The following is an 18717-nucleotide window of genomic DNA, read 5'->3' on the forward strand; positions in this document are numbered from 1 at the left end:
TGATTGACGGACCCGTACGGGGCCATCTTTGTGCGCGACGTCCCGCTTCCCGAGCCGAGCCCACGATGACCGATCCGCGCGAATACAAGGTCCCCGAAGACATCCTCGCCGCCCACCTGGAGGGCGAGGCGGTGCTGCTGAACATGGAAACCAAGAACTACTACCGCCTCAACGAGACGGCGGCGGTGGTGTTCAAGGGGCTGGAGCGCGGCCTGGGCCGCGAGGCGCTGGTGGACGACCTGTGCGCCAAGTTCGACGTGGAGCGCGCGGACGCGGCCGAGGCAGTGGAGGCGCTGCTGGCGGACCTGGCCGCCCGCGGCCTCGCCGCGCCCGCCGCGGAATGAGCCTGGTCGGCGCGGCGGCGACGGGGGTGTGGGCGGCGCTGCGTGTGCCGCTCTGGCTGCACGGCCGCCGCTGGACGGAGCTGCTGCGTCCCCCCGCCGAACCGGGCGTGGCCGTCCGCGCGCCCCGCGGGGCCGAGGGCGCCGCGCTGCGCATGGTGGGGCTGCTGGGCACCGTCCCCGGCCTGCCGTGGAGAAACACCTGCCTGTACCGCAGCGTGGCCCAGTGCCTCGTGCTGCGGTCGTTCGGGGTGCCCGCCGTGGTGCGAATCGGGGTGCGCAGCGCCGACGGCGGAACCGGAATCGCCGCCCATGCGTGGGTGGTGCACGATCCCGCCGCGGAGCCGCCCGCGCCCGACGCCATGACCGCCTTTCCGCTCCGCTGACGCTTCCGTGATCGTTCGCTCGCTCCTGCAGGACGGCTCCCTTCGCGCGGAGATCGACCCCGCGCTCGCCCGCGCCGCCGAACGCTGGCTTCCGCTGATTCCCGTGGACGAGGAGCGCCGCCCCGGTGCCCGCGTGCTGCGGATTTCCGGCGGCGCCCCGGCGGACCCGCCGCCCTCCTCAGACCCCACGCTGCGCATCGGCAACGTGAGCGGGTGGGTGGATGCGGACGGTGCGGTGCTGGCCGGCGTTTCCGGGCTGCGCGGCACGGTGCGTCTGGACGGAGGCGCGGAGCTGGCCGTGGCGGACGCGGCGCCGTTCGGCTCATCCGAGTGGGACGTGTTCACCGCCGCCACCCTTGCGGGCGCGCTGCTGCTGGGGCGCATGGGACGCGCGCTGGTGCACGCCGCTGTCCCCGTGGATGCGGACGGGCGCGCCTGGCTGCTGGTGGGCGACACGCACGCGGGCAAGACCACCACCTGCGCCAACCTGCTCCAGGCCGGCTGGCGCTACGTGAGCGACGACCACGTGATCCTGCGCGCGGTGCCGGGCGGCATCGAGGCCGAGGGGTGGCCGCGACCCTTTCACCTGGATGAGGGATGGGAGTCCGGCGCTCCCCTGCACCGCCGCGGAACCACGGACCCGCACGCGCGCTGGCCGGGCCGGTGGGTGCGGTCCGCGCCGCTGGCGGGGCTGCTCTTCCCCCGGGTGGAGGCGGACCAGCCCACGGCGCTGGAGCGCGTGTCCGCCGCCGAGGCGCTGGGCCGGCTGATGCGGCAGTCGCCCTGGCTGCTGGCGGACCGCGGCGCGGCGCGCCAGATCCTGGCGCTTCTTCAGGCGGCCGCGGAGCTTCCCTCGTGGTCGCTGCGGCTGGGGCTGGACAGCTACGCCGACCCCGCCCTGCTGGCCGACCGCGTCACTGCGGGCGTGTCGGGATGATGATTGCCGGACCACGTCTGTGATCGACGGATCTGGTGGTCGATTTTCGTCGCACTCGGGCAGCCCGGGACGCGACGGGATTCGGGGGAATGAGCGGCGCCGTGCCGGGCGGGTTTCCGGCGCGGCGCCATTCGTATAAATTCATGCGCCGCATTCACCTTGGCGCACCGGGAAGGACGCAGCACCGCCATGAGCAATCGCACGGCCCTCGTAGAAGGGCTGATGAGCAGGTTTCCGCACATTCCGCCCGAAGCCGTCCTCAAGGAGGACCTGCTGCGGACCGGGATTGCGTTCGACGATTCGGCGCTGACCGACAACCTCGAGGGTGAGGTCAAGCCCAAGTCGTACTTCATTTTCTCCTTTGACCAGAAGCCGCTGGCGCAGCTGGGCAACGCCGCGCGCCGCCGCCCGCCCGAGGAGCTTGCGCTCACCGGCGGGCCGTACGCGCTGCGCCGCACCATCGTGTCGGTGCGCGTGAACCCCGATTCGCCCTACCGCGTCTATCGCGCGGCGGGGTCGGAAACGCTCACGCTCACCATGGACGGCGCGCCCATCGCGGACGCGGCGCTGCCGGGCATGCCGGAGTACTACCGGCACACGCTCAGCAACGGCAAGACGGTGATGGAGATCGCGCCCACCATCCAGTGGGGCTACCTGATCTACCTGACCGTCTTCCGGATGTGCCAGTACTTCGGCGCCAAGGAGGAGTGCCAGTACTGCGACATCAACCACAACTGGCGCCAGCACAAGCAGGAAGGCCGGCCGTACACCGGCATCAAGCCCATCGAGGAAGTGCTCGAGGCGCTGGCCATCATCGACAAGTACGACACGGGGCACAGCTCGCACGCGTACACTCTCACGGGCGGCAGCGTGACCAGCAAGGTGGACGGGCGCGAGGAGGCCGACTTCTACGGCCTGTACGCGCAGGCCATCGAAGAGCGCTTTCCCGGCCGGTGGATCGGCAAGGTGGTGGCGCAGGCGCTGCCCCGCGCCGACGTGCAGCGCTTCAAGGACTACGGGATCAAGATCTACCATCCCAACTACGAAGTGTGGGACAAGCGGCTGTTCGAGATCATCTGCCCCGGCAAGGAACGCTACGTGGGCCGCGAAGAGTGGCACCGGCGCATCTTTGACGCGGCGGAGGTGTTCGGCGCGCGGTACGTGATCCCCAATTTCGTGGCGGGCGTGGAGATGGCGCGGCCCTTCGGCTTCGCGACGGTGAACGAGGCCATCGCCAGCACGCGCGAAGGGCTTGACCACTTCATGTCGCGCGGGGTGACACCGCGGTTCACCACCTGGTGCCCGGAGCCCGCCACGCCGCTGGGCCGCGACAACCCGGAAGGCGCGCCGCTGGAATACCACATCCGGCTGCTTGAAACGTATCGCGAGGCGCTGGAAAAGCACGGCCTGCAGCCGCCTCCGGGGTACGGCCCTCCGGGCGCGGGCAACGCGGTGTTCTCGGTCAGCTCCTTCATGGACACGCTGGCGCCCAACGACGAGAACGCGGACGAGCTGATGACGTCCGCCGTCCCCGCCGCGGTCTGAACCATTCCGCTGGAAAGAAAGGCCCCCGGTCCAGGATTGGACCGGGGGCCTTTTCGCGTCCGGGGGTGACGATCAGAAGTCCGGAGATGGACGGTCTGCGGCCCGGAGATGAGTAGCCGTCTCGGGCGGATGCCGATCCACGGCGCCTTGGGCCGGACCGGCGGGGATGCGCTTCAGTTGACCGTGATGACGACGGTGTCGGGGCGCGAGCCGGACTGGCTGGCGATGACGTTGGCCGTTCCCGCGCTCACGCCGTGCACGACGCCGGACGTGCTCCCCACGGTGGCGATTGCGGGATCGCTGCTGGCCCAGGTGATGGACGAGATCGCCATCGTGTCGCCCAGCGAGTTCAGCCGCCACGCATCCAGATCCACCGAGTCGGATACCGCCACCGTCGCCGCGGCGGATGAGGCGGAGGTGATGGCCGCCCACTGCATGTTGGTGCTCACGCCCAGCAGAAAATCGAACGAGGTCACCGTCCCGGTGATGCCGAAGCGGAAGTGCTTTTCCGCCACGGAAGTGTCCTGCGACGGAATGATCTCGTTGAACTGGTGGTACGCCTGGTTGGATCGCGTGAACGTGCCGGTGGTGCTTGGCTCGATGATGGAAACGCTACCCGTTCCGCTGGTCACCGACTGGTTGGAAAAGAAGAAGACCCGCACGCCGCGCGAGTGCAGCGTCACCCCGTCGTCCGTGCCGATCGCCTGCGGGACGAGGTTGAGGACGCGCAGGTCGAACGCGACTTCGGTGCTGCTGGCCACGTAGTCGTTGATGGGCATCAGCGCGTGCGGCGCGCCTTCCACGTAGATGTAGTGCGCCGCCTGCACGCCTCCGCCGCCAGTGCCGGGCGACACTTCGCGGCAGGCGACGGTGCCGGCCGCCACGTCGGCGCTGCACCGCAGGTACGCCTGAGCCGCCACCTGCCGCACGGGCGTGTCCGGCACGGTGCGCAGCAGCGGCTGTGCACGGTCCGAGCACGCGGCCAGAATCACGGCGGCGCCCATCAGGGAAACGGCCGCGAGCGGGAGCGGATGTTGAGTGATGCGCATGGATGAACTCCGGGAGTGAGAGGAGAGGCGGGATGGACAGGCAGCGCGGAAGAGATCATCATCAACCACTATGCGCCATCTATCGCACGATCAACTTCGCTCTCTCACACATCCGGGTCAAGCATTTTCTCCGGACCTGCTTTCCTGATCCCACACGGCGCGAACTGAACGAGACACTCTTCCTGACACAATACGATTTTCAGAAATGATCAACCTCATCGGTCTGATCACATCAAACGAAGAACGGCTCCCCGCGCTGGGAAGCCGTTCTGCCGCGATCGCGAGGAGAACCGTCCACTCAGCCCAGCGCGTGCTCGGGCTCCGGCCACTCCTCCTCTACCTCCGGCGCGACCACACGCGGCTCATCTGCCTTTTTCAGCGAGACCCGCACTTCCATCCCCGCGTGCGCCAGCATGTTGACGAGTGAGTCGATCGTAAAGCTGTCGATCTTTCCCCGCTTGAGTTCGCTGACGCGGGGCTGCGAAACGCCGAACAGCGCCGCCGCCTCCTGCTGCTTCAGCTCCCGCTGGCGCATGATGACGACCAGTTCGCGCATCAGTTGCGAGCGAAGAAACAGACTGGCCGCTTCAATCGGCTCAAAGCCGAGATCCGCGAAGATGTTGGCGTCGGCCGGCGTGACATGTCCGATCATGGCGATCTTCCTCCCCTGAAATTATGCATGCTGCCGCGCTCGCGGAGCATTCCGGCGTAGCGCACCTTGGCGACATCCAGGTTATGACGTGACGTGGCTTTAGTCTTCTTCTCAAACGCGTGGAGGATGTACACGGCCTCCGCAAACCGGGCCACGTAGATCACTCGCAACTGCACCGTTCCTCCATCCCAGATGCGAACCCGCAGTTCACACGCACCCCGCCCGATGGTCTCCATGGGCTTCCAATCCGCCGGATCAACACCGTTCTGAATCCACTCGAGCTGAAAGCCCGCTTCCTCGATCGCTTTAGCGGGAAATGCTTCGAACTCCCGGCGCGCACGTCCGATCCAGATGAGAGGCTTGGGACCGTTCTCCATGATTATACTCCATTCCGATATTCGGGGACAAGGGTGAGGACCCAGCCGCTCACCTGTGGCGGCTTGGGGATGGGCAAAAGAAATCCGCCCGCGAGGATGATCCTCGCGGGCGGATAAAAGGGTCCGAATCGGGTGTGCGGTCGTGGTGTCAACTGGGTGGCAGAACCTGGGTGGCCACGGCGATGAAGTGGCACGTGCTCCCCGCCAGCACGAACAGGTGCCAGATAGCGTGCGCGTACGGCCGCCGGTTGTGGTAGAACACGGTTCCCGCCGTGTACGTCACTCCGCCCGCCACCAGCCACCCCAGCGTGGCGGCGGACAGGCTCTGCAGCATGGGCACGGCGGCCACCACCGCCATCCACCCCATCCCGATGTAGATGCCGGTGGAAAGCCGGGGAAAGCGCCCGGTGAAGAAGAGCTTGAAGATCACTCCCGCCACCGCCAGCGCCCACGCCACCCCGAACAGGCTCCATCCCCATCCGCCGCGCAGCGCGATCAGCGTGAAGGGGGTGTAGCTCCCCGCGATGAGCAGGTAGATGGCGCAGTGGTCCAGAATCTGGAGCCGCGCCTTGGTGCGCGGATCGCGGGCGGCGTGGTACAGCGTCGACGCGGTGTACAGCAGCACCAGCGAGGCTCCGAACACCGCGCTGCTCACGACCTGCCAGATGTCGCCGTGCAGCGCCGCGCCCACCACGAGCACCAGCGCGCCCACGGCCCCCGCCAGCGCGCCCACGCCATGCGTGATCGCGTTCGCGAGTTCTTCGCGCGGGTTGTTGGATGCGTCCATGCTGGCTCCGGCGTGCAGTGTGTCAGGAGGGCGGACGGGTCCGCCGCATGAGAACGATAACGCCGGGCGCGGCTCCGCGCGAGGCCGTTATCTGGGCGTTACCCAAGCACTTGCGGTGAGCGCGGCTCAGGCATTGTCCCGCCGGACAATACGCGCCAGCAGCCGCACTGTCCATCATCGGCCCGGCCGCGTGGAACTCCGGCCGCCCTGTTCGCGGTAGATCAGGGGAAATACATTGGCTGCGCGGTTCCTCCGCTCCTTCCGCCCCACCGCTCCTCCCATGAACATCGAACTCACGATCCGACGCGCGGCGCTCCTGGCCGCGCTTGCGCCCCTGCTGCTCGGCGGGTGCGTGACCGCGTCCAAGCGAATGGATCAGGGACAGCGGCTGGAGGAGCGCGGCCAGTCCGTGGACGCCGCCCAGCGCTACATCGATGCGCTGCGGCGCGACCCGTCGCTGGCGGATGCGCGGATTCGCGTGCAGGAAACGGGAGCCCGCGCGGTGGACCAGCTTCTGGCGCGGTCAGAGGCCGCGCTCTCCGCCGGGGACGCGGGCGAGGCGGCGGATCTGCTGCTGCGCCTGGATGCCCTGCGGCGCGACGCGGCCGCCGTAAACGTCCCCCTCGCCGCGCCGGCGGATTACGCGCAGCACCGGCGGAGCACGCTGGACGCGGCGATCGAGGCGTCACTGGATCGCGGCGAGCAGTACGCCGGCAGCGGGCGGTGGAGCGACGCACTCGGCGGGCTGGACCGCGCGGTGAGTCGCTGGCAACCCTCCGCGCAGCAGCGGGCGCGCATTGACGAGGCGCGGCTGGCGACGTATCTGGCGTGGGGCGAGCGCGAGGCGCAGGCCGGCCGCTATCGCGCCGCGTACGACGTGACGGACCGCGCCGTGCGGCTGCTGGGGCGCGACTACGCGGGAATGGACCGCGCGCTGGAGCTTCAGGCCCGCGTGCTGGAGGAGGGCACCGTCCGCGTCGCCGTCCTTCCGCTTTCGCTCGCGCCGGGGATGGAGGGGGCCATTGAGGCGGACTGGCTGACGGAGGTGGATGACGAACTGGAGGACGCTCCCGCGCGCGCGCCCATGTTCGTGCGGATGATCGACCCGCGCGAGGTGCGGCGGGAGGTGCGCCGGCGCGGATCCTCGCGTACGCCGCTGAGCGGGTACGAGGCGGCGGGGATCGGCCGGGCGCTGGAGGCGGACGTGGTGGTGCGGATGGAGGTGGACAGCGTGTGGATGGACAGCAGCGACGTGCGCACAGAGCGGCGCGCGGCCAAGCTGCGCACCGGCGCGGACACGGCGTACACGGTCGCCTCCGGCCAGCGGCAGACGCGCGTTCGCGTGCGCTACACGCTGGTGGACGTGCCCTCGCGCCGCGAACTGTCCGCCGACGACTTCTCCGCGCGGGCGAGCAACCGGTTCCGCGAACCGCGCTTTGCGGGGAACTGGCGCCAGCTGCTGCTCTCGCGCGACGAGCAGACCCTGTTCGACAACGCGTCCCGCAACCCGGGGTTGGGCGAACGAAATGAGGAACTTACGCGCGGCGTGGTGGAGCGATTCGCCAGCGAGGTCATGGAGCGCGTGTCGCGGCTCGTGGACTGATCGCTGTCCGGCATCGGAGGAGGATGAAGCGGGCGCGCGGCTGGATGGCCGCGCGCCCGCTTTCGTCGATCGACCGAAGGTGATGTTGGTCCTCCGCTCCGTGGATAGAAGCCGATTCGGATCATACCAATCAACTGCTTCTCATCATCCGCGATCAACTGCTTCTCATCATCCTTGGGAACCCGGGCTCGGCTTCCGCGACCGAGCGACGCCCACCCACCGTCGAAGTCGACCCATTCAGGAGATCGACGGTGGATCACTCCACCCCCTGGCGACCGGGGCCGATCCGTTTCCGTCATCGACCGAACCCGACGTCGTCCTCCGGCCACACGGGCGGAGGCGTGATCAGGCGTGAGCGAGGGGGCCGGATCTGGTGGCGGCAAGCTGGCGTTCGCGGATGCGGCCACCGATCCACGCGTAGGGCATGACCGCGAGCAGGTTGAAGAGATTGAACCACGGCGGCGTGTCATTCCACGCCACCATCGCCGTGGGAATGCTGACGGCCAGCCCCAGCGCGCCCAGAATCAGCGCGTGCAGCATGGGGCGCGACGGAGCCAGGCGCGCGGTGATGTAACATCCCAGAATGCCGAAAGCCGCCACGTACGCGCACGACAGCAGCAGTGCGGGCACGGACTCCACGCGCCCCGCGGCCGGGTACCACTCCGGCAGCACGCGGCCCAGCGCGGCGTTGGTGGCCAGGTTCAGGATGGGGATCAGAAAGAAGCCGGCGAGAACGGCGAGGATACTGCGGAGCATGAGCCGTGGGGGGGAGCGCGGGGATTGGGCGGGGTGAACGGGTGAAGTGATGCGCGGGACGGGCCCGCGCGTCAAGCTTCACGTCATCGACACGCGCCTGGGCGCCAACCCGCGCCGGACGCATCTCTCACCGCGGAACCCGACCCGAGGCGTCATCCTGAGGGAGCGTGCGCAGCCTTTTCCGCCAGCTCCGAACCCTGCGCGACCGAAGGATCTACTCTCCGCCGAGCCAACGTCGCGTGATGCACGCCCGTTCTCGCGGGGAAAGTAGATCCTTCGTCGGCGCCAGGGTCTGGGGCCGTGAAAGGTGCGTGCGGCGCCTCCTCAGGATCGCCTCTGGCGTAGGGAGCCTACTAGCGATCGACCTGCGCTGGAACGCAGGTTCCGCGACACGCTTTCAGGCGCGCGTAATCCGCAGGCGCACGACGTAGGTGCTGGGCGGGCCTTCGCCGGCCTTGGGCAGCGGCGTAAGGCTGATCACCTCGAAGCGCATCTCCTCTTCCGTCTTTGAACGCGGATTGCTGTGCGTGTTCAGCTGCAGCGTTTCGCTGTGCTCGCCGCGCTCCTGAATGAGCAAGGCGACCACGGCGTTTCCGGCGGTGATGCACTGCACGTCCGCGGGGCAGCGGGAATCCTCGCCCACGCGGCCGAAGGTGACGGATACGTCGTCATCCAGCAGGCGCGTTTCGCCCAGCGTCAGCGTGATCTCGCCGCTTTCATCCGTGCCCGGCACCGGGCCGGTGGCGCGCGGGCGAATGCACCCCGCCAGCAGCACCGCGCCGCAGACCACCGTCCATCGCACAAACGTGTTCTTCATCGCATGTCTCCGTCCTCCCGTGTGGCCGGCCGTCCCCGCGACGGCCATGCCCTCCCCATCCCGAGTACCTGACCGGAACCCCGCCCGCCGCCGTCTGTTCCCGCTCCCGCGGCGGTTGCGGATGGGCGGGAGCACCGTTCGCTTTCGCCCGCGCGGCGCACTCTCTATCTTGGGCCACCGCGGCGGCCGGACGGGCCGCGCCGCTCCGTTCCCCGCCCCACCGTCTTCGATGCGGACCATATCGTTCTCCCGCCAGGCACTCGCGCTCCCGCTGATTCTGGCGGCGCTCCCCCTGGCGGCTTCTGCGCAGGCCCGCCCCGCCGCCGAAGAGCAGGCGGCGCGCTACATGGACGCCGTGCGCTCCCAGCCCCGGGCGCTGGAAACCTTCATCCGCGAAATGCCCAAGGGCGCGGATCTGCACAACCACCTGTCCGGCGCCGTCTACGCGGAAAGCTTTCTGCGCTGGGCGGCGGAAGACGGACTGTGCATCAATACCCGCCAGCACACGATCCTGACGCGCTCGTGCACGCCGTCCGACACGCTGCGCCCGGCCTCCGCCATTGCCGACACGTCCGCGCTGTACGCGGAACTGGTGGACGCAATGTCGATGCGGAACTGGGATTCCACAACGGTCAGCGGCCACGACCAGTTCTTTGCCACCTTCGGCCGCGCCAACGCGCTCGACCGGCGCGTGGGCGACGAACTGGCGGAAGCGTCGTCGCGCGCCGGCCGCGGCAAGCTGCTGTACATGGAGTTGATGATGACGCCGGACCGCCGCGCCGCGCGCACGCTGGGCGACCAGGCGGGCTGGACGCCGGACTTCGGGCGGATGCGCGACACGCTGCTGGCGCTGGGGATGCGCGACGTGGGCCGCGCCGCCTCCGCGCGGCTGGACAGCATCGCCGCGCGCCGCGACACGCTGCTGGGCTGCGGCGGTCCGCGCCCGGACGCGGGGTGCGCGGTGGACGTGCGCTGGCTGTACCAGGTTTCGCGCGCCAACCCGCCGCAGCAGGTGTTTGCGCAGATCCTTCTGGGCTTTCTGATGGCGCAATCCGATCCGCGGGTGGTCGGCCTGAACCTGGTGCAGCCGGAAGACGCGCCCGTTGCCATGCGCGACTATTCGCTGCAGATGCGCATGATCCAGTTTCTGCGCCGCGACTTTCCCACGGTCAAGGTCACGCTGCACGCGGGCGAGCTGGCTCCCGGGCTGGTGCCGGACGAGGGGCTGCGCTTTCACGTGCGCGAGGCGGTGCGGGTGGCGGGCGCGGACCGCATCGGACACGGCGTGGACATCATGCACGAGGACAGCGCGCAGGAACTGATGGCAGAAATGGCGCGCCGCGGGACGATGGTGGAGATCAACCTGACCAGCAACGACATGATCCTGGGCATTCGCGGCGCGGCGCATCCGCTGCACGCGTACATGCAGGCGGGCGTGCCGGTGGCGCTGAGCACGGATGACGAGGGCGTGGCGCGGTCGGAGATGGCGCTGGAGTACCTCAAGGCCGTGCGCGACCAGAACCTGGGCTATCCCGCGCTCAAGCAGATGGCGCGCACGTCACTGCAGCACGCGTTCGTGGCGGGCGAGCCGCTGTGGCGCGATCTGAACGCCCTGACGCCGGCGGCCGCGTGCACCGCGTCCGCGGGCGGGATGGACGGCGCACGGTGCAACGCGTTCGTTGCCCGCAGCACGCGCGCGCGTCTGCAACGCGACCTGGAGCGCCGCTTCGCCGCTTTCGAGCAGCAGGCCGCGCAGATGCTGGAAGCACCGGTTCCCGCCGCCGCGCGCTGATCCGCCGGCCCGCTTCTTCGTTCGTTCGATGAAAGACATCGACAGGCGTGCTCCCGATCGGCCGACGGATTCGGAGGCGCGGCGGAACCTCGGCTCCTTCTTCCGGGCGGGAAATCGGGAGCGGTTTGGAGCGGGACCGAGGGACGTGCGCGGCGGCAGGCTGTGGCCCTCACCCCGCGTGCTGCGCACGACGACCCTCTCCCACGAACGGATGTGGGAGAGGGAGCACACCCCAGGATCGTACGTCCCGCATTGGTTTGGCGCGGCGACGGGCTCCCCCCTCCTCCCAGCCCCGTCGCCCCGCAAGCGGGGGAGGGGGAGCCGTTCGGCGCGAAGACGACGACCATCCCAGACGCGTGCTTCCCAAGCAGTTGAAGCCCCGATCATGGACGCGACAGCGGCCGCGAGTCGGGGGTTCCCGCGGTTGAGCGGCGGATTCATTCGCTCAACAGAACCCGCTCACGCGCCAAGCCACGCCTCTGATACAGTACTTTCCGCCTCCAACAACCCTCCACCAGTCTTTTTTGGGGGAGGGTGGGCGAGTAGTACGAGCCCGGGTGGGGGCCGACCTGGACCTCGCCGCCCACCCCACAATCATCCATCCCCAACCCGATCGCGCTTCGCCGACCACGCTCCGCTGAGCGCGCCCGCCTATCCGTTCGCGAAGTCGCGCGCGTCCAGCACCTCGCCCGTGCGCGAGCCGCGCACGCACTCCGCGTAGGCGAGCGCGACCTTGTCCGCGGGAAGGCCCTTGGACGGATCGCGGCCCATGGCGGTCAGCGTTTCCGCCACCCATGGCGGGCTCACCACGTTCACGCGAATGCCGCGCGGCAGATCCAGCGCGGCGGCCCTGGCGAAGGCCTCGACCCCGGCGTTCACCATGCTGATGGCCGCACTGCCACGCGCGGGCTGGTGCGCCAGAAGCCCACTGCTGAGCGTAATCGAGCCACCATCCACCACGTGCGCCGCGCCGAACCGCACCAGATTCACCTGCCCCAGCAGCTTGCTGCGCACGGAAAGCTCCATCTGCTCCTCCGTCAGTTCCGTCGTGGCGGCAAAGGCGGCCTGCCCCGCGCATGAGACGATCGCATCCACCGTCCCCACCTGCTGCAGCAGATCGCGGATGGAGTCCGGCGAGGTGATGTCTACGCGCAGATCCCCGCCGTTGCGCCCCGCGACCACCACCTCGTTGTCATCCCCGAGTTCGCGGACGACTGCCTGGCCGATGGTGCCCGTTCCGCCGATTACCAGAACCTTCATCATGTTCTCCACGTCGTGATGGATCGATCGAACAGGGACGATGCGGGGCCGCACCGGTGATCCGCAAGGCGGAGCGCGCGATGGTGCACGATCCGCTCAGCGCTCCGCGTGCAGATCCCGGTACCAGAGCAGCTGCGCCTCGTCCGGCAGATCGGGATAGGCGAAGCGGTTGATGCCGCCCAGGGTGCAGCCCCGCCGCGCGTAGAAGCGGCAGGCATCTACGTTGATGTTCTGCGTCTCCACCTTGAGCCAGCGGCAACCCCGCTCCGCCGCCCACCGCTCCACCGCGCGAAAGAGCAGGCCACCCACGCCGCGGCCGCGATGCTCCGGCGCCACGCGCAGATCCCACAGCACGGCGAGATCCGTCCGCCCCTCCAGCATCATCACGTCATCCGCGCCGAAGGCGATCACCGCGCCGCCGATCCGCGCGCCGTCGTCGCGGGCGGCGATCAATCCCCATCGCGACACGTTGAACCGTGCCGCCCAGCGTTCGGGGCGCTCGATCTCGTTGTAGTCCTTGATCCACGGCTCATCCACGGCGCGTTCCGTGAGCGTCATCCCACCGAATCCGCCATCCACCGCACACACTTCCAGCACGCGCCTGACCGCGAAGCGGATCGGCACGGAGCCATGCTCCACCAGCATGGAAAGTGGTTCCTCGTGCAGTGTGATCATCGTCAGAGCAGGAGGATTGGGCGCGCGCCAGGAAGACGGCCCGGATCGGACGCGGCTCGACAGCGCGCGACGGGACGGGATCAGATGGAGACGTGCAGCGGGGCGTCGGCCTCGACGCTGCCGGAGCAAGAGTTGCGCGGAGAAGCTGGAGGTGGACCGGGGCGGGTGTGGCGCCGCCCCGGTCCGCGCGATCAGGACGGCAGCGTGCAGGTAAGCCGCGCGAGGGTGGAGGGCGCGCTCTTGCGGCCGCCTTCGCTGGTGAGGTAGATGGCGCCGTTGGTGCTCCAGCCGATGCCTTCGCCCTGCGCCTCGTCCAGCGGCGTCAGGTCGTACACCAGCGGATTGCCCGGGCGGCCAGCAATGAGGTCCGCCGCACGGTAGAAGGAGACGGACGAAAGCGTCCGCAACGCCACCCACCGCCCGTCCGGCGACGCGGAGGCGCCGGTGATGCGTTCTTTTCGCTTTACGCCAGCGCCGGCCAGTTCCACGACGCGCTCCAGCCGCGACGACGACCCCGGCCGCGCGGTGGACGGAAAGCGGTAGAGGGCGATGGGTCCCGTTTCTCCCTTGGACACGACGAACATGCCGCCTTCGGGGAGAACGAACAGCGCCTCGGTGTCGTGCGGGCCGTCCGGGTACGTGGCGGGAAAGGCGTCCGCCGGACGCGATTCGCGGTCCGTGGGCGCGGGTTCCGCCACGCGGTACACGGTAATACCGGGTCGCGCGCCCGCGTTGTCCCCGATATCGCCGATGTACAGACAGTTTCCGCCGGGGCACGGACCCGCGGCGATGTCTTCCCAGTCCTGCACACGCGCCCCGGCAATGCGCACCTGCCCGGTTTCCTGGCCGCGCGGGCTGATGGCGAACAGCACCGGCTCTCCGGAGTCGTTGTGCGTCCACAGCACCCCGGCGGTGCGCCGCCCCGCCGCGACGCCGCTGGACTCGTGCACGTCCGCGGGCATTTGCATCCCGGAGCCGTCCGCGCGGCAGAGCCCCGGGTCCGCGCCGGCTACACCCGCGGCGGCCAGCCCCGCCGCCGCCACCGGCCCGGCTTCCCCGCCCTTGTCCTTGTCCTTCTTCTTGCCGCCCTTCTTCCTGCCGTCCTTGTCATCGGAAGCCGTGGCGCCGTTCCCGCCACCGTTGGCTTCGCCGTGCGGAAACATCACCCGCGCGGCCAGGGCAATCAGCCCAAGGACCGCCACCAGCACCAGGCCGGAACGAAAGAGCGAAATTCCGCGCGACGCGCCCGCCGTGCGGCTGGCGGACGACGAGTTGCGCGCATCCGCCGGCGCGGCGGCCAGCTGCGCGGGGTCCAGGTGCGCGGCCACCGCGCGCAACACGCGCGACAGGCCCGGATCGGTCAGGCGGGTCTGCACGTCGTCCAGCGGCACCCACGCCCGCTGCCGCTCCTTGGCCTCGGGCCACGAGCTCATTTCGCGGGTGACGCGCAGCAGAAAGGCAACCACCAGCGGCCCGTCCTCGCGGCCGTGGCGGTAATGGTCAAACGGCTGCGTGCCGATGTCGCCTTCTACGCCGGCTTCCTCAAACGCCTCGCGCCGGGCGGACTCGCGCGGCCCCAGCCCCGGCTCGATCTTGCCCTTGGGAACGATCCAACCCTCGCCGCTGCGGCGGGTAACGAGAAGGACTTCGGCGACTCCATCAGACAGACGATACGGAATCGCGGCACACTGCACCGGCGTTCCGGTCAGGGAACTCTCGACGTTCACGGCATTTCCTCTGGTTCCGTTCCAGCCGCCGTCCACTGCGCGGGGGCTGGATTTGGAAGCCGGAGCGGCAAGGAGCGCGCCGAAGCTGCACGCAGGACCCGATTTGCGCGATCATCACCCGCATCCGCGGAGCCCGGGCAGCGCCGCTCCGCCAATGTAACGGATTGATGACAAACGATTTCCGCCGTAGCAGACGCGAGGCGGGCGAGATTTCTGCACCTCCGCCCCTCTGCTACAGCGGATCGATCCAGCGGCTACTGCCCGTCGCTGGCGGCAAGCGCGTCGGATTCGCGGGCCCGGCGCTCGGTTTCTTCGTCCAGCAGCGCGCGCACGGTGGCGATCAACGGCGGATCGGCCGTGTAGCGCCGGCCGTAGTCCAGGTTGAAGCGATAGTCGAAGTCCGGCGGATTCCTGCCCTGCGTGTGCTGAAGGATGGTTTCCAGCTTGTCGAGCGCCTTGGCCAGCCGCGCTTCGGGCGTGCTGGCCGCCTCGTATTCATCCCACAACGCGGTGATTTCGTCGCGCAGCGGCGCGGAGAGCGGGGCCAGCAGGGTGAGCAGGTCGCGGCGCTCGTCCTCCGCCTTTCCCGCCGCCAACGATGCCTGGTCGGGCGCGGGCACATCCCCGCCGATCACCTCGCCCAGGTCGTGGATGATGCAGATTTTTACCAGCCGCGCAAAATCCACTTCCGGAAACTCCGGATGCAGCACCATGGCCATCAGGCACAGGCGCCAGGTGTGCTCGGCCACGCTTTCGCGCTCGCCGGCGGTGGTCCATCCGCTGCGCGGCGTGGTCTTGAGCCCTTCGGCCAGGCGCAGAAATTCGAGAATCCCGCTGAGTTCAGAAGGCTGCATGGGACGTGTGGATATGTGATTCGTGATCTTCATTGCCAGCCGCGCGCGGGGGCGCGGAGCGGCGGATGGTGAGCCGGAAGGCTGAGCGTCCGCGTCGCGGACCCGTATCAGACCTCACCCGCCAGATAGCGCTTGCGCAGCGGCTCGGGAAAGCGCTCGATGGCGTAGCGCAGCATGGTTCGCGGCATGGCGCGATATGGTTCGCGCAGAAACGCCTCTTCCGCCGCCAGGTCGCGCTTGCCCACCTCGCGCAGCATCCACCCCACGGCCTTGTGGATGAGGTCGTGCGGGTCGCGCAGCAGGCGCTCCGCCACCCGCAGCGTGGGCGTGAATTCGCGGCGCTTGATGAAGTGAAAGGTGGCGAGGATGGCGATCCGCCGTTCCCACAGCGATTCGGAATCCGCAATCGACAGCAGTGTTTGCGTCCTTCCGGGCCCAGGTACGCGCCTACGATGTGCTCCGCGGACGTATCCACCAGGTCCCAGTTGTTGATGAACCGCGTGTGCGCCAGGTAATCCGCGTAGATCTGCTCCCGCTCCGCCGCCGGTCCCCGCCCGAACGCGTCCACCATCAGCAGCAGCGCCAGCAGGCGCTCCTCGTGCCAGGGGGAGCGCAGAAGGTGCAGCCGGTCATCCCGCGACGTCTGCCGATTGCGTTTGGCGAGCGCGCGAAGCTGGGGAACGCGGATGCCGAGAAACTGGTCGCCCTCGCCGTATTCGCCCGGGCCGGTCTTGAAGAAGCGCTGCAGCACCGCCGCGTTCTCCGGCGTGGCGAGCGCGCGCAGTTCCCGCCGAACCTCCGCGAGCGCGCCGTCGCCATCCACGGTTGTCTCTGTTTCCGCCATCCGCCGTACTCGTTTCCGGTTCTCGATCAGGGACGACTTTCGCCCGGGGCGATCCGGACTGCCTCAGTCGAACCGCACATCAGAGCCAGAATCATAACTGGAGGAAGTGCCGGAATCATAGCTGGCATCTGACCCGGTCCCATGGCTGGAATCCGGGCTGGAATCGAAGCCGGCCCCCGTGGAGCTTTCGCTCTCTGCGGTGGCGGAATCCGCGAGGCCGGAACCCGGCTCGCACCGCGTGAGGGGATTAAAGCTCCCATCGGAATCCGCCAGTGGCGCGCACTCCGCATCCGCCTGCCCCGCCGGCTCCAAGCGGGCGGTGGTCGCATCGGCAGCCTGGTTCAGCACGAGGGCGGGCGCGACGTACGACATGGCCTCCGGCGTGTGCTGCGGCTGCGCATCCGGCCGGGGCCGCGCGACCGGGGCCGGCGGTGCGCCCTTGCGAGGCGTGGCGGGAAAGAGCGGAACGTCGCGAGGATCGCGCGACGGACGCTTCTTGAACATCTGCGTAATCGCAAAGATTCCGCCCCCCAGAAGAAGAATACCGATAATCCACCACGGAGCCCCGGGCATGGGAATCAGCGGTGCGGGCTGGGGAATCGGCCCCTCGAGTTGCTGCACGTAGAATCCGTTCACGTACAGGTTGTGCAGTTCATCCTCCAGCGTCTGCACCTGAATCACCGCGTACTTATCGTCCTTGGATCGTGCCTCATACGTCAGCACGCGAGTCGTGACGTAGCTGGTCCACTGCGCATTGACCCCCACCAGCTTGACCTGCTTCACGCCGCCGGGAAAGTAGCGGGCGAACGCGGCCAGGCTGTCCGCGGCATGCGGAATCTGCAGCAGCGCAGGGGAAAACTTGCGCCTCATGGCCGTCGTGTCGCGCGCCAGCATCTGCCGGATCAGCAGGCGGGAGTACTCGTCCGCCCGCGGCGTTGCGGTCTTGCGGAAATTGGTTTCCGTGGGCCGCACGCAGGAGGCCAGCAGGGCGCACGCGCACAGGGCGAGCACCCGGATGTGTGCTTTCAGGCGATGCATGGCGTCAGGTTGATGACGGGAGATGGGAGGAGGCGAGCGTGGATCGAGATGCGGCTCACGACCGGAGCGGCGGCCCGCCGTGGCCGGCTTTGCGCGCGAGCATGTCCGCCGCGCCGCGGGTGGAGTAGCGCACCCAGGTGTAGTGCATCAGGCTCCACGTGAGCCCGTACGCCACGCCGTGCCGCAAGGATGCCCCCGCGATCACCGCCCAGGTCAGCCCGCCTCCGAGCCCGGCGAGCGCGAAGCCGTACCCCGCGGGCCGGTACCACGGCGGCACGCCCCGCCGCTGCGCGCGGGCAAGCACGTGGAAAAGGATGAGATAGATCGCGATCCCCGGAACGCGCCCGATGGCGTCCGCCCACGCCGCGCCCGACACGAAGCGGGAAACGAGTGCAACCAGCACGCTGAAGCCGAGCACTTCCAGCACCACGGCGCGCGAGATGGGGGCGGGCGCGGTGCCCGCGCCGCGGTCCACCGCGTCGCGGCGGGCGGGCTCGACGCCTGCGAGCATGGCCAGCCCCGACACGAAGATCAGGATCACCGCGATGATCTCGGCCCTGCGCGCGGGGATTCCCATCCGCCCGCCCCAGAACAGCAATGGCAGCGCGACAGCCGTCATGAGCATGGACGCCGCGAGGAGACCTAGCATGCGCCGCCGTCCGCGCTCCGCCAGCGGCGGCTTCTGATCTTGATTCATGAGTCTTGCTGCGGGGAATCTCGTCTCGCGGAATGTAGGCTCCTTCGGTAGCGGCCGCACCGCGGATCCGCGATCAATGGGGCTGTCCGTTCAACGGGATGCGCCGCGATCGTAGCGGACGCTCTGCGCGGCGGGACGACGCCGGCTCTCCTCGGGGAGTGCGTGCATGAGGACGATGAGCGAGGTCATCAAGCCCGCCAGGATCAGCATCAGCGCTCCCAATACCGCATGTTCCGCCCACGCGGGTGTGGCCGAATGCGACATGTTGACCGCGAACGCGAACACGGCAATCAGCAGGACGAACAGCGCCGGAGCAACCCGCAGATGGCGAGAAACGGTGGGCGAGTATCGGTCACCAAAACGGGGCCGGATGCGGCGGCGAATCGCGCCGGGAAGTCCGCGCATCGCCCAGCCGAAGCGCACCAGCCCATCGATTTCGCTCAGCACTGGAATCATCTCGTTGCTCCGTCCGGTGTTGGCGCACTCCCCCGGCGCCGTACGCGGCGGTTCGCGGCCGGGTTTCGGTATCTATTGCGCACGGCGACGGGGCACGCGGAGGAATCCGCATGCCCCGTCGTGT

The 18717-nt window shown here is 69.0% G+C and carries 19 protein-coding genes and 1 pseudogene; 6 read left to right on the forward strand and 14 right to left on the reverse strand.

Annotated elements, in window-relative coordinates; translation table 11 throughout:
- The first annotated feature begins 65 nt into the window (after window positions 1-65).
- From HNQ61_RS08230 to HNQ61_RS08245, 4 genes are all read left to right on the forward strand, one after another.
- On the forward strand, window positions 66-344 hold the full coding sequence (locus HNQ61_RS08230) for a PqqD family protein (RefSeq protein WP_170039791.1): 279 nt from the start codon (window positions 66-68) through the stop codon (window positions 342-344).
- Window positions 341-727 (forward strand): lasso peptide biosynthesis B2 protein, encoded by a 387-nt coding sequence (locus tag HNQ61_RS08235; RefSeq protein ID WP_170039793.1) that lies wholly within the window; start codon window positions 341-343, stop codon window positions 725-727. The genes HNQ61_RS08230 and HNQ61_RS08235 overlap by 4 nt, the downstream gene beginning before the upstream one ends.
- A gap of 7 nt (window positions 728-734) precedes the next feature.
- Window positions 735-1664 carry a phosphoenolpyruvate carboxykinase (ATP) gene (locus tag HNQ61_RS08240; protein ID WP_170039795.1) on the forward strand — a complete coding sequence of 310 codons (930 nt, stop codon included), beginning with the start codon at window positions 735-737 and terminating at the stop codon, window positions 1662-1664.
- 189 nt (window positions 1665-1853) lie between these two features.
- Window positions 1854-3209 carry a radical SAM protein gene (locus HNQ61_RS08245; RefSeq protein WP_170039797.1) on the forward strand — a complete coding sequence of 452 codons (1356 nt, stop codon included), beginning with the start codon at window positions 1854-1856 and terminating at the stop codon, window positions 3207-3209.
- Between the two features lie 173 nt (window positions 3210-3382).
- On the opposite strand, the gene HNQ61_RS08250 is transcribed toward HNQ61_RS08245, so the two are convergent.
- The 4 genes from HNQ61_RS08250 to trhA form a co-directional block, all read right to left on the reverse strand.
- Entirely contained in the window at window positions 3383-4258 is an 876-nt protein-coding gene (locus HNQ61_RS08250) for an Ig-like domain-containing protein (protein WP_170039799.1), read from the reverse strand.
- A 298-nt stretch (window positions 4259-4556) separates the two neighbouring features.
- A complete protein-coding gene (locus HNQ61_RS08255; protein WP_170039801.1) occupies window positions 4557-4910 on the reverse strand; it encodes a helix-turn-helix domain-containing protein in 354 nt (117 codons plus the stop codon).
- Window positions 4907-5287 (reverse strand): type II toxin-antitoxin system RelE/ParE family toxin, encoded by a 381-nt coding sequence (locus tag HNQ61_RS08260; RefSeq protein WP_170039803.1) that lies wholly within the window; start codon window positions 5285-5287, stop codon window positions 4907-4909. Before HNQ61_RS08260 ends, HNQ61_RS08255 begins: the two co-directional genes overlap by 4 nt.
- Before the next feature lie 148 nt (window positions 5288-5435).
- Window positions 5436-6074, reverse strand: a complete 639-nt coding sequence (gene trhA, locus HNQ61_RS08265) for a PAQR family membrane homeostasis protein TrhA (RefSeq protein ID WP_170039805.1) — start codon at window positions 6072-6074, stop codon at window positions 5436-5438.
- Between the two features lie 280 nt (window positions 6075-6354).
- Between trhA and HNQ61_RS08270 the strand changes: the two genes are divergently transcribed.
- Entirely contained in the window at window positions 6355-7677 is a 1323-nt protein-coding gene (locus tag HNQ61_RS08270) for a hypothetical protein (protein WP_170039807.1), read from the forward strand.
- Window positions 7678-8022: 345 nt separating this feature from the next.
- Here the strand turns inward: HNQ61_RS08270 and HNQ61_RS08275 are convergent, their stop codons facing one another.
- On the reverse strand, window positions 8023-8433 hold the full coding sequence (locus HNQ61_RS08275; RefSeq protein ID WP_170039809.1) for a hypothetical protein: 411 nt from the start codon (window positions 8431-8433) through the stop codon (window positions 8023-8025).
- A gap of 397 nt (window positions 8434-8830) precedes the next feature.
- Entirely contained in the window at window positions 8831-9250 is a 420-nt protein-coding gene (locus HNQ61_RS08280; protein ID WP_170039811.1) for a hypothetical protein, read from the reverse strand.
- 229 nt (window positions 9251-9479) lie between these two features.
- Between HNQ61_RS08280 and HNQ61_RS08285 the strand changes: the two genes are divergently transcribed.
- On the forward strand, window positions 9480-11042 hold the full coding sequence (locus HNQ61_RS08285) for an adenosine deaminase family protein (protein ID WP_170039813.1): 1563 nt from the start codon (window positions 9480-9482) through the stop codon (window positions 11040-11042).
- 651 nt (window positions 11043-11693) lie between these two features.
- On the opposite strand, the gene HNQ61_RS08290 is transcribed toward HNQ61_RS08285, so the two are convergent.
- The 8 genes and pseudogenes from HNQ61_RS08290 to HNQ61_RS08325 form a co-directional block, all read right to left on the reverse strand.
- Complete coding sequence (locus tag HNQ61_RS08290; protein WP_170039815.1) at window positions 11694-12302, reverse strand: short chain dehydrogenase; 609 nt, start codon at window positions 12300-12302, stop codon at window positions 11694-11696.
- Between the two features lie 96 nt (window positions 12303-12398).
- On the reverse strand, window positions 12399-12977 hold the full coding sequence (locus HNQ61_RS08295) for a GNAT family N-acetyltransferase (protein ID WP_170039817.1): 579 nt from the start codon (window positions 12975-12977) through the stop codon (window positions 12399-12401).
- A gap of 191 nt (window positions 12978-13168) precedes the next feature.
- A complete protein-coding gene (locus HNQ61_RS08300) occupies window positions 13169-14704 on the reverse strand; it encodes an NUDIX domain-containing protein (protein ID WP_170039819.1) in 1536 nt (511 codons plus the stop codon).
- 254 nt (window positions 14705-14958) lie between these two features.
- On the reverse strand, window positions 14959-15558 hold the full coding sequence (locus HNQ61_RS08305) for an HD domain-containing protein (RefSeq protein ID WP_170039821.1): 600 nt from the start codon (window positions 15556-15558) through the stop codon (window positions 14959-14961).
- Between the two features lie 107 nt (window positions 15559-15665).
- Window positions 15666-16402, reverse strand: a pseudogene (locus tag HNQ61_RS29190) (DNA alkylation repair protein).
- A 63-nt stretch (window positions 16403-16465) separates the two neighbouring features.
- Entirely contained in the window at window positions 16466-17440 is a 975-nt protein-coding gene (locus HNQ61_RS08315; RefSeq protein ID WP_170039823.1) for a hypothetical protein, read from the reverse strand.
- A 55-nt stretch (window positions 17441-17495) separates the two neighbouring features.
- Complete coding sequence (locus HNQ61_RS08320; protein ID WP_170039825.1) at window positions 17496-18137, reverse strand: hypothetical protein; 642 nt, start codon at window positions 18135-18137, stop codon at window positions 17496-17498.
- 90 nt (window positions 18138-18227) lie between these two features.
- Entirely contained in the window at window positions 18228-18593 is a 366-nt protein-coding gene (locus HNQ61_RS08325) for a hypothetical protein (protein ID WP_170039826.1), read from the reverse strand.
- Window positions 18594-18717 lie beyond the last annotated feature (124 nt).

The sequence above is a fragment of the Longimicrobium terrae genome (genome assembly GCF_014202995.1).
GTDB lineage: Bacteria > Gemmatimonadota > Gemmatimonadetes > Longimicrobiales > Longimicrobiaceae > Longimicrobium > Longimicrobium terrae.